Source organism: Streptobacillus ratti, from assembly GCF_001891165.1.
Classification (GTDB): Bacteria; Fusobacteriota; Fusobacteriia; order Fusobacteriales; family Leptotrichiaceae; genus Streptobacillus; species Streptobacillus ratti.
In genome coordinates, this window is sequence record NZ_LKKW01000013.1 from 25,006 (window position 1) to 34,660 (window position 9,655).

The following is a 9,655-nucleotide window of genomic DNA, read 5'->3' on the forward strand; positions in this document are numbered from 1 at the left end:
TATTATACTTTAAAAACTATAAAAGTCAATATATTTTAGATTTAAAAAAGTGACTTTAGGAATCCCTAAAATCACTTTATATCCTATATTCCATCCTCAAAATCATCTGATGATATTTCTTTTACTTTAAGTTCAAAACCTTTTATTTCTTCTTTACCAATTTCTAATGCAAAATGATATAATTTTTCTGGAATAGAATAATCTCTTTCAGATAATACTTCAAGAACCATAGGTAGATTCATACCACCTATTACTTTAACATTTTCATGTTTTAAAGTAAGAACTGAAGCTGTTTTAAATGGAGTTCCTCCAGCAATATCTGATAGAATTAAAATTCCATCTTTAGCTGAAATTATCTCTTTTTCTATTTGTTCTTCTAACATTTCTGGAGTTAAATCTTGAGTAAAATCTATTGCAATTAATTCTTCTGCAATACCATATATTAATTCTACTGATGAAAGTATACCAGAAGCAATTTTTCCATGTCCTGTAATTAATATTTTAATCATTCATACCCCTTATATTATTCCAATTAAAGTTCCAACTATACCAAAAATTAAAGTTATTATAACTAAATTAAGTGGAGAAACTTTCTTTCTTAATAAATATAGCATTAAGAAAGTATAAGCAACTGGTAATAATTTAGGCATAACTTTGTCAAAACTTTCTTGTAAATTAACACTAGCCTCTCCAGCAGATATAACAATTTTAGTTGTTAATCCTATGAATGATGCTATCATAGAACCTACTACAGTTAATCCTAAGATAGTTATTGATTTAGTGAATTTTTGAGTGTTAGCTTTTAATGTAGCAATTGATTTAACACCAGTTTTGTATCCATAGTGCATTAATCCAAATTTTAAAGTAAATTGCATTACATTAAATAATATAAAGAATATTATTGGTCCTATTATAGAACCTTGTAGTGCAAATGATGCTCCAAGTCCAGCTGAAATAGATAAGAATGTTAGCCAGAATAATGAATCTCCTATTCCACCTAAAGGACCCATTGTAGAAACTTTAATTGCTCTAATAGTATCTATATCTTCTTTATTTTCTTCCATTGCAACTACTAATCCTAAAATGAAAGTAATTAGTAATGGGTGAGTGTTAAGAAATTCCATGTGCATTTTCATTGATTTAGATAAATCATTTTTATTAGTATGAATTTCTTTTAGTGCAGGATTTAATGAATATAACCAACCTGCAGCCTGCATTCTTTCCATATTAAATGCTCCTTGGCAAAAGAAAGAACGAAGAGCAACTTTATTTAATATACTTGGTGTTACAACTTTATTAACTTTTTGGTCTATGTATTTATTAGATTCCATTTTCTTCCTCCTCATTTCTTACAACTTCTATTGTTTTAGAAGAATTTGAATAATAATCATATAAAGCGATTGATATTGCGATTAGTGTAACAGCTACTAAATCTAAATTTAAATAAGCTGTAGCAACAAATCCAACAATTAAGAAACTGAAGTATTCTTTCTTTAACATGATATTTAATAATAGTGCAAATCCTATTGCAGGCATCATAGAACCAGCTGTACCAAATCCGTCTATTATTTTTTGAGGGATACTTTCTATAATAGATTTTACTGAATCTCCACCAAAATAAACGAATAAGAAAGTAACTCCACCGAATAATACAAATCTAATTAATAATTGTATGTATACTAACTTATCAACACCACTAGGATTAGCTTCTTCTGCTGATTTATCCCCTAATTTCATCATTCCTGAATATAAAGAGAACATTAATGTAACTATAATTTGTCCAATAACTGCAAGTGGGAATACTATTCCTATTGCTTCTTGAGGTTGTAACCCTGATAATAGTGCTAATGAAACTCCGAAAATTCCACCAACTACTATGTTAGGTGGTTGAGCCCCTGCAAGTGGAACTAGTCCCATCCAAACAAGCTCTAAGCTTCCTCCTACCATTAATCCTGTTTTAACATCGCCTAGGATTAATCCTATAACTAATCCTGCAAATATTGGTCTGTGGAAAGTTTGAAGTCCATCAAATTGTTCAATTCCAGCAAATCCAGCCCAAATAGCGATTAAAATTGCTTTTAATAACATAAAGATTCCTCTCCTTTACTATAATAAATTAATTAATTCCTGTCCTTTATCTGTTGGTACACCTTTAATTGTAAGTTTTATACCATAACTTGAAATTTTATTAAGAACTTCTTTATCATTTTCATCTACAAATACTGTAGGAGATACTTGAGTTTTTCCCTCTGAAAAGTGCATATTTCCAACTATCCATTCATCAAGTTTTAGACCTAGTTCAGTAAGTCTTAGTACGTCTTGAGGTGTTTTACAAACTAATAATATTTTTTGACTAGGCGAAGCCTTGTGTATTATTGCAGCAGTTTTTTCTACTGAGAAATATCTAGTTTGTATTCCCTCTGGAACTACCATATCCATTAAAGATTGTTGCACAGTGTTTGTTGAAACCTCATCATTTGCAACTAAAATTAAATTTGCTTGTAAGCTATTAGCCCAAGTCATTCCAACTTGTCCATGAATAAGCCTATTATCTATTCTAGCGGCTAAAATATTTGGCATATTATTCCTCCTTAAAATTATAAACGCTTGATTTATATATTATTTTCATCGTTTATTAAAGTATAGTTCGTTTTTGTTATTTGTCAATGTTTTTATTTTTCTTTTTTTACATCTTTTGTAACTCATATCATCTAAGTATAGTAAATACAGTCCATACATTTTTTTACCATGTATTAACAAGCATATAAAAAAGAATGCCAAAACACCCTTAATTTTTTGTATCAATTAAATAATCTCTTTTTAGTGAGATGTCTTCAATTTCAACAGATTTTATATCATCTTTTCTCATTACTATAGTTTCATTTTGATACACTAAAACTATATACTCATCTTCAATTTTTGATATGAACCCAAAAGTTATCTCATCATCAAAAATATTTGTGATAGAGCATATAGTATTTTTATTCATAATTTCATGTAAAGTTGAATCTAAAATATTATCATTAGCTTCTATTTTAAAATCATTCTTTTTGAAGATGTAACTATTTAAAATATTTTCTTTACTGTTTTCTTTTATTAAAATCTCAAGTTCTTTTAAATATTTAGTATTTTTCTGTATTTTATTAATACTTTTCTTTAAAGATACAGTTATTCCAGATTCAAAACCCAGAGGATCTATTTCTCTAACTACAATGTTTTCTTCATCTTCTGCAATAATATATCCAATAGATAATATGTCATCATCATATATTTCAACTAGAATATCTTTGAATTTATCAATAAATCTCATATTATATCCCCCTATTCATATCTATTAAATAGTCTTTTTTTTGTTCTAAACTTTCAATAAAGATGTATTTTATTTCATCTCTTCTGATTAATGTAATTTCATCTTGATAAACTAAAGTAACAGATTCATCATCAATACTTTCTACAAAACCAAAACTTTTATTATCAAAAATATTTGTTATTAAACATAACATTTTTTTATTCATTGCTTCATGTAATGCTAGTTTTGAAACGTTATCATTACCCTCTATTTTAAAATCACACTCTTTGAAGATGTAGCTATTTAAAATATTTTCCTTACTATTTTCTTTCATTAAAATACTAAGTTCTTTTAAATACTTAGTATTTTTTTGTATTTTACTAATATCTTCTTTTAAAAATAGTACCTTACCATCTTCAAATCCCATAGTGTGTATTGTTTGAAGTAAAATATATTTTTCATCTTCTGCAATAATATATCCTACACAAAATTTACTATAGTTACCATTGTGATACACCTCAATTAAATCATCTTTAAATTCATTAATAAATCTCATATTATTTAACTCTTTTCTATATACTTAATTCTAATATATTTATTTTAAAAAAACAATAGTTTTAAAAAATAAATATATAATTTTTATTTAGTAATATTGTGGGTATTATAAAAGCTAAAAATATCAATTGATTTTTTAGTTTGAAAAGATGTATAATTAAATATAAAAAGATTTTATTTAGGAGGAATGAATGGAGAAAAAAAACATTTGGAAATCATACAGATTTTCTATTATTTTAATTTTATCTATAGTAATAGGTTCTTTAATTGGAGCTATATTTGGTAAAAAAGCCATGATTTTAAAACCTTTTGGAGATTTATTTATTAATTTAATGTTTACTATAGTAGTACCATTAGTTTTTGCAACTATAGCATCTTCAATATCAAATATGAGTAATATGAAAAGACTTGGAAAAATTATTAGATCAATGTTATTTGTTTTTGTTGCTACAGGATTAATAGCATCTGTTATAATACTTTTTGTGGTTAAGATATTTCCACCAGCAGAGGGAGTGAATATAATTGTTAATGAAGTTGCTGAACTTAAAGCCATATCTACTGGGGAACAAATAGTAAAAACATTTACAGTTACAGATTTTACAGAATTAATTTCAAGAAAAAATATGTTACCATTAATAATATTTACGATATTTTTTGGATTTTGTGTTAATGCAATAGGAGAATCTGGTAAAGTAATATCAAAATTTTTAGATGCTTTATCTAAAACTTTACTTAAAATGATAGGATATATAATGTATTATGCCCCTATAGGACTTGGTGCATATTTTGCAGCCCTAGTTGGAGAATATGGTCAAGAATTAATAGGTTCGTATACTAAAGCTATGTTAATATATTATCCTTTATGTATACTATATATTTTAATCTTTTTCCCTATATATGCGTATATATCTGGTGGAAAAGAGGGAGTTAAATCTTTAAAATATGTTCTTTCTCCAGCAGTAACGGCTATAGCTACTCAAAGCTCTATAGCAACACTTCCTGTAAATATTGAGGCATGTGAAAATATTGGAGTACCTAAAGATGTCTCTGATATTGTTTTACCAATAGGAGCAACAGCTCATATGGATGGTACAGTATTAGGAACTATATTAAAAATTTCTTTCTTATTTGGTGTATTTAATATACCGTTTACTGGAATGAGTACATATTTCACTGCTATACTATTATCTATAGCTGGAGGAGTTGTAATGTCAGGTATACCAGGTGGTGGATTAATAGGAGAAATGTTAATAGTATCACTTTATGGATTTCCACCTGAGGCTTTCCCTATAGTCGCAACTATAGGATATTTAATAGATCCACCTGCAACTATGATAAATGCAGCTGGAGATACAATTGCTTCAATGCTTGTTGCAAGAATGGTTGAGGGTAAAAATTGGTTATTAAAAAAAGGAGAAAAGAATGTATAAGGCAGTAGTAACTGATCTTGATGGAACATTATTAAACAGTAATCACAAGGTAAGTGAATATACTAAAAAAGTAATAAAAAAATTTGTGGAAAAGGGCTATAAATTCTATATTGCAACAGGAAGATTACATGCTTCAACTAAAGAAATAGCAGATTTTATAGGAGTTAAAATACCTTTAATTACTGTAAATGGTACAAGAATATTAGATGAAAATGGAAATGAGATATATAATAATACATTAAGTCTTGAAACAGTAAGAAAAATAGCAACACTAGATTATAAGTCATGTGGAGAAGATTTATTAATTAATGGATATTTTAGAAATGTATGGCTTGTAACCGATAAAAAAGCAGAAGAATATTATAGGAGAGAAAGACCAGATAAACCATATTTTCCTAATACTGTATCTGAACAAGAATTTATATCTAAAACTTTTAATAAAATGCACTTTATAGGTAAACATGAAAATCTGTTAAAATTAAGAGAAAAAATATTAAAAGAAATAGATGATGATTTGAATGTAGTTTTTGTTGGAAATACTTGTCTTGAAATATTTAATAAAGATGCCAATAAAGCTAAAGCAACTCAAATTGTATTAGAAAAAGACGGAATAAAATTATCTGAAACTATTGCTTTTGGAGATTCTTTAAATGATTATGAAATGTTAAAAGAGGTAGGTAAAGGATTTTTAATGGGAAATGCTATTTATTTATTAAAAGAAATAGCACCTGAACTTGAAATAATAGATACAAATGATAATGACGGAGAAGCTAAGAAAATAGAAGAAATATTTAAATTATAGAGGTGATTTGTTTTGAAAAAAATAGCTTTGGTTGTAGATGATAATCCATATATTAGAGGAAATATTAGAGAAATACTTGAATCTTCTTTTTTTGAAGTGTTTGAAGCAAAAGATGGAATAGAAAGTATAGATATGTTTTTGGAAGTTAAACCTAGTGTAGTTATTATGGATATAAACATGCCAAGATTAAATGGTCTTGAGGCGACTACAAAAATTATGGAAATAAATCCTAATGCAAATATTGCTATTTGTTCCTCTATGTTATTTATTCCATATTATCAAAAACTAGCTAAAAAAGCTGGAGCTAAGGCACTGATATCAAAACCATTTACAAAACTTGAATTGATTTCAGGTCTTAATGAATTATTAGAAGAAATGAGGTAAGATATGAAAATAATAATGGAACTTTCATATATATTATTTTTCTCATTTATTGGTCAAAGTTTAAGTAAGATAATAAACTTACCTATACCAGGATCAGTAATTGGATTAATTCTTTTTTTCTTAGCTTTACAATTTAAAATAGTTAAACTTGAAAGTGTTGAAACAACTTCAAAATTTTTAGTTGATAATTTAGCAATACTATTTATACCAGCAGGTGTAGGAATAATGATTAGTTTTAAACATATAAAAGATATATGGGTAAGTATATTATTAATATGCTTATTTACTACAATACTTTCATTAGTAGTTGCTGGGAAACTTACACAACATTTGATATCAAAGGGGGACAAGAAATAATGTTTTTTGAATTAACAAAAGATCCTTTATTTGGTATGTTTCTAACTATGGCTGCCTTTATCTTCTTTAGAATGCTTTCAGTTAGATTTAAATCATTTATTTTAAATCCAACTATTTTTTCAATAATTTTTATTATTGTTTTTCTAAATTTATTAGAAATACCATATGAAAATTACTATAAAGGAAGTGAGATTTTTAATAGAATGATAGTACCAGCAACTGTTGCATTAGCAGTTCCTTTGTACAAGAATTTTCATGTACTAAAGAAGTATTATAAAGAAATATTACTTGGTATAGGAATAAGTACTTTACTTTTATTAATTATACTTGGATTAATAATGATAATATTAAATATGGAAGAAAAGATAATAGCATCAGTACTTCCAAAATCAATTACAACTGCAATTGCAATAGGAGTTAGTGAAAAAATAAATGGATTACCTTCAATTACTGTAGTAGCAGTAATAATATGTGGGAATATAGGGGCAATATTTGGGGAACTTATTTTTAAATGGTTTAAAATAGAACACCCTATTGCTCAAGGTATTTCACTTGGGACAACATCACATGCAATAGGAACAAGTAAGGCAGTTGAATTAGGAGAAATACAAGGCTCTATGTCAGGACTTGCAATAATAATTACAGGGATCTTTACAGTACTTTTAGCACCATTAGTTTATGCCTTATTAATATTATTAAAAATATGAGGTATTGGAGGATAATATATGAAAATTATTTCACTTTTTAGTGGAGCAGGAGGTCTTGATTTAGGATTTAAAAAAGCGGGATTTGATATTGTAGCAGCTAATGAATTTGATAAAACTATATGGGAAACATATGAAAAAAAATCATAAGACACATTTAATTAAGGGAGATATATGTAATATACATTCATCAATGTTTCCTGAATGTGATGGAATAATTGGAGGTCCACCTTGTCAGTCTTGGAGTGAAGCAGGTTCTCTTAAGGGAATTGAAGATCCAAGAGGACAACTTTTTTATCAATATATTCGTATATTAAAAGAAAAACAACCAAAGTTTTTCTTAGCTGAAAATGTTAAAGGAATGATGTCAAAAAGACATAATGATGCTGTTAAAAATATTGTTTCACAATTTGAGGAAGCTGGTTATGATGTATATATTCATTTATTAAATGCAAGTGATTATGGAGTTCCTCAAGATAGAAAAAGAGTATTTTATATTGGGTTTAGAAAAGATTTAAATATTAAGTTTGATAAGCCACCTAAACAATATGGATATAAGGTAACATTTAAAGATGCTATTTATGATTTAAAAGATACGGCTATCCCAGCTTTAGAAAAAAATAAGACTAATGAGGATAAATGTAAAGTTCTAAATCATGAATATTTTATTGGAGCATATTCAACAATTTTTATGAGTAGAAATAGAGTTAGACAATGGGAGGAACAAGCGTTTACAGTGCAAGCTTCTGGAAGACAGTGTCAATTACACCCACAAGCACCTAAAATGCCAAAGGTTGAAAAAAATAAGAATATTTTTGTGCAAGGTAAAGAAGCTCTATATAGGAGATTAACTGTTAGAGAATGTGCAAGAATACAAGGCTTTCCTGATGATTTTAAGTTTTATTATACAAATTTAGATAATGCATACAAAATGATAGGGAATACAGTTCCTGTAAATCTTGCTTATGAAATTGCAAAGGCTATAAATGAGCTGTTTAATAATATTTAGTTAAATGATTATGGGGATATATTAATGAGTTTAAAAAGCAATAATCAAGGAAGAGCATATGAATTTTCATATTTAATTACACTATTTGAAGAAATATCTAAAGTAAGACCTGTTAAAATAGAAAATAACAGTAGTTTTTTAGCGGCTGAAAGAGCATGGAATACATTAAGTGATTCAGAAAAAATAACATATAAAGCAAGTGCTTTAGCAGCAGTAAATACAATATTTGATCTTGAACCACTTATTTTAGATGATGGTGATGATGAGTTGGAATTGATAATTCAATCAGATGCCAAAGGAGAAGAAGGAGATGTTAGAGCTCTTCTTATAATTAGAAGAGGAATTAAATGGGAGATTGGTTTTAGTGTAAAACACAATCATTTTGCAGTTAAACATAGTAGACTTTCTAAAAATATTGATTTTGGTAAAAAATGGTATGGAATAGAATGTTCTAAAAATTATTGGGAAGATATAAAATCAATTTTTGACTATTTGGAAGAGGAGAAGTTGAAAGGAACTTTATGGAAAGAATTACCAAATAAAGAAGATGATGTATATGTTCCATTATTAAATGCTTTTATGAATGAATTGATTAGACAAAGAGAAGATATACCTAAACTTATGGTAGAATATCTTCTTGGAAAATTTGATTTTTATAAGGTTATTGGAATTGATAATAAAAGAATAACTCAAATACAAAGCTATAATTTGAGAGGTAGTCTAAATAAGCAAGGTAAAAATCGTAAGAGAAATATAGAATTGAAAATATCATCATTACCTACAAGGATTGTTAGTTTAGAATATAAACCCAAAAGTAAAAATACTTTAGAATTATATCTTGATAGAGGATGGCAATTTAGTTTTAGAATACATAATGCCTCTACAAAAGTTGAAACAAGTTTGAAGTTTGATATACAAATAATTGGAATGCCAACAACTATAATTTCTATAGATTGTAGATGGGATTAGTTAGATATTTAGTTCTGGATTTTATAGAAGTTAATGTCGGTATTACGAGTATTATTAGTTTATACTATATTAATATTATTAAAATAGATGATTTTTGTCATCTATTTTTTATTCTATAGGAAATTAAAAAAATATCTAAGATAAAAAAATAAAAGA

14 protein-coding genes are annotated in these 9,655 nt (G+C 27.0%); 8 read left to right on the plus strand and 6 right to left on the minus strand.

Translation table 11 applies throughout. The features are described 5' to 3' along the window. Window positions 1-83 precede the first annotated feature (83 nt). From agaF to BT993_RS03425, 6 genes are all read right to left on the minus strand, one after another. Window positions 84-509, minus strand: coding sequence for a PTS galactosamine/N-acetylgalactosamine transporter subunit IIA (gene agaF, locus BT993_RS03395; protein WP_072593234.1), 426 nt, complete (start codon window positions 507-509; stop codon window positions 84-86). Between the two features lie 9 nt (window positions 510-518). Continuing rightward, the gene (locus BT993_RS03400; RefSeq protein ID WP_072593235.1) at window positions 519-1,331 is read right to left on the minus strand and encodes a PTS system mannose/fructose/sorbose family transporter subunit IID; all 813 of its coding nucleotides are present in this window, start codon (window positions 1,329-1,331) and stop codon (window positions 519-521) included. After that, window positions 1,321-2,088 (minus strand): PTS N-acetylgalactosamine transporter subunit IIC, encoded by a 768-nt coding sequence (gene agaW, locus BT993_RS03405; protein WP_072593236.1) that lies wholly within the window; start codon window positions 2,086-2,088, stop codon window positions 1,321-1,323. Before agaW ends, BT993_RS03400 begins: the two co-directional genes overlap by 11 nt. Window positions 2,089-2,106: 18 nt before the next feature. Further along, a complete protein-coding gene (gene agaB / locus BT993_RS03410) occupies window positions 2,107-2,580 on the minus strand; it encodes a PTS galactosamine transporter subunit IIB (RefSeq protein ID WP_072593237.1) in 474 nt (157 codons plus the stop codon). 208 nt (window positions 2,581-2,788) lie between these two features. Continuing rightward, window positions 2,789-3,310, minus strand: coding sequence for a hypothetical protein (locus BT993_RS03420; protein ID WP_072593239.1), 522 nt, complete (start codon window positions 3,308-3,310; stop codon window positions 2,789-2,791). Between the two features lies 1 nt (window position 3,311). Beyond that, on the minus strand, window positions 3,312-3,845 hold the full coding sequence (locus BT993_RS03425; protein WP_072593240.1) for a hypothetical protein: 534 nt from the start codon (window positions 3,843-3,845) through the stop codon (window positions 3,312-3,314). Between the two features lie 190 nt (window positions 3,846-4,035). On the opposite strand from BT993_RS03425, the gene BT993_RS03430 reads away from it, so the two are divergent. The 8 genes from BT993_RS03430 to BT993_RS03460 are packed head-to-tail and all read left to right on the plus strand — an operon-like array spanning window position 4,036 to window position 9,499. Continuing rightward, window positions 4,036-5,274 (plus strand): dicarboxylate/amino acid:cation symporter, encoded by a 1,239-nt coding sequence (locus BT993_RS03430; RefSeq protein WP_072593241.1) that lies wholly within the window; start codon window positions 4,036-4,038, stop codon window positions 5,272-5,274. Beyond that, entirely contained in the window at window positions 5,267-6,076 is an 810-nt protein-coding gene (locus BT993_RS03435; protein WP_072593242.1) for a Cof-type HAD-IIB family hydrolase, read from the plus strand. Before BT993_RS03430 ends, BT993_RS03435 begins: the two co-directional genes overlap by 8 nt. A 12-nt stretch (window positions 6,077-6,088) precedes the next feature. Continuing rightward, window positions 6,089-6,460 (plus strand): response regulator, encoded by a 372-nt coding sequence (locus BT993_RS03440; RefSeq protein WP_072593243.1) that lies wholly within the window; start codon window positions 6,089-6,091, stop codon window positions 6,458-6,460. Between the two features lie 3 nt (window positions 6,461-6,463). Beyond that, window positions 6,464-6,817, plus strand: a complete 354-nt coding sequence (locus BT993_RS03445; protein ID WP_072593244.1) for a CidA/LrgA family protein — start codon at window positions 6,464-6,466, stop codon at window positions 6,815-6,817. Then, the gene (locus BT993_RS03450) at window positions 6,817-7,524 is read left to right on the plus strand and encodes an LrgB family protein (RefSeq protein WP_072593245.1); all 708 of its coding nucleotides are present in this window, start codon (window positions 6,817-6,819) and stop codon (window positions 7,522-7,524) included. Before BT993_RS03445 ends, BT993_RS03450 begins: the two co-directional genes overlap by 1 nt. Window positions 7,525-7,542: 18 nt before the next feature. Then, window positions 7,543-7,671: a DNA cytosine methyltransferase gene (locus BT993_RS07565; RefSeq protein ID WP_279625211.1), complete on the plus strand. Its 129-nt coding sequence runs from the start codon at window positions 7,543-7,545 to the stop codon at window positions 7,669-7,671. Further along, complete coding sequence (locus BT993_RS03455) at window positions 7,655-8,530, plus strand: DNA cytosine methyltransferase (RefSeq protein ID WP_279625212.1); 876 nt, start codon at window positions 7,655-7,657, stop codon at window positions 8,528-8,530. Before BT993_RS07565 ends, BT993_RS03455 begins: the two co-directional genes overlap by 17 nt. Window positions 8,531-8,554: 24 nt before the next feature. Beyond that, window positions 8,555-9,499: a HaeIII family restriction endonuclease gene (locus tag BT993_RS03460; RefSeq protein ID WP_072593246.1), complete on the plus strand. Its 945-nt coding sequence runs from the start codon at window positions 8,555-8,557 to the stop codon at window positions 9,497-9,499. The last annotated feature ends 156 nt before the right edge of the window (window positions 9,500-9,655 follow it).